Annotated in this window: 1 protein-coding gene; it reads left to right on the top strand. The window is 71.4% G+C overall.

The features are described 5' to 3' along the window. On the top strand, window positions 1–1,330 hold a 1,330-nt coding region (locus B8460_RS19255; protein WP_148360721.1), incomplete at its 5' end, for an outer membrane beta-barrel protein. Window positions 1,331–1,406 lie beyond the last annotated feature (76 nt).

The following is a 1,406-nucleotide window of genomic DNA, read 5'->3' as shown; positions in this document are numbered from 1 at the left end:
GGCGGTGGCCGGTGCTGGCGGCGAGGGCGGTGCCGTGAGGCGACGGGTCGCGCTGTGCGGCACGCTCTCCGCCGCGCTCGCGGCGACGCCGGGGCTCGCCGCCGCCGACGATCTCTCGGCGTATTTTCCGGCAAGCCTGCCCGGCTACGGGGTCGAGCGGGGGGTGACCGTCGTCTCCCGCCTGCGGCCCGGCTACGACGCGCTCGGCCTGCGGGTCGGCGACATGCTCGATGCGCAGCCGGCGCTGGAGCAGAGCATCGGCTTCGACAGCAATCCGGCGCCCGGCGTCACCGGCATCCGCCCGAGCCTGGTGGAGATCACGCATCCCTCGCTCAGCCTGTCGAGCGAGGACGACCGCATCCATCTCGGCGCCTATGTCGATCTGACGGACACGCGGTATCTCGAGGACCCGAGCGTCGATACCACCGACTACACGGTCGCGACCGGGGCGGTGATCGAGATCGGGCCGGGGCACCTGACGGTCGGGCTCGCGCATCTGATGCTGCATCAGGCGCGCACCGATCTCGGCGCGCTGCCGTCCGACGCGCCGATCGCCTTCGTCGTCGATGACGCGCGCGCCGCCTATACGCTGCCGGACGGGCCGCTGACGGTGAAGGTCGATACCGACCTGCAGCATTACCGCTTCGACGCGACGACGATCGAGGGCATCCCGGTGCCGCAGGCCTATCGCGACCGCGTGGTGGCGCAGGGCGGGGTGACCTTGCGCTATGACCTCGCCGACCTGCGCAGCGCGATCGTCGTGCTGCGCGGCGCGGACACCGCCTATCAGAACAACGCGCCGTTGCAGCCGACGCGGGATTCGCAAGGCGCGACTCTGCTCGCCGGCCTCGATTACGACGACGACGGGGTGTGGCACTGGCGCGTGCTGTTAGGCGTCGCGGCGCGGCATTACGACGCGGGCGTCTATGGCAACCACGTGGCGCCCGTCGCCGAGGCGGACCTGATCTGGAACCCGGACGGGATGGAAACCGTCACCGGCCGGCTGTCGCGCACCATCGAGGACGCGGCGCAGGAGGGGGTGTCCGGCTATACCTGGACGCAGGCGAGCCTGGTCTGGGACCACGAATACCTGCGCAACCTGCTGTTGCAGGTGCGGGTGGGCTTCCAGTGGGTGGCGTTCCTCCAGGGCGGCGGCGATCAGTATGCCGAGACGGCGGGGCTGGGTGCCACGTGGCTGGTGTCGCGCTATGTCCACGTCACGCTGACCTATGACCACACCAGCCAGCAGGGCGGGCGCAGCGCCTTTCTCGGCACGGTGGGCAGCTATGGCCGCGATGTCGGCCTGCTGTCGGCGCGGCTCGCGTTGTGACGGCGCGCCCGGTGCCGCTGCTGGGCCTCGACTATGCCGCGCTCGACGTGGCGGGGGCGGCGGCGGCGATCGCGCG

It is taken from the genome of Acidisphaera rubrifaciens HS-AP3, from assembly GCF_000964365.1.
In the GTDB taxonomy this organism is placed as follows: domain Bacteria; phylum Pseudomonadota; class Alphaproteobacteria; order Acetobacterales; family Acetobacteraceae; genus Acidisphaera; species Acidisphaera rubrifaciens.
The sequence above is the reverse complement of the archived record's forward strand: the minus strand, read 5'-3'. Positions and strand labels throughout refer to the sequence as shown.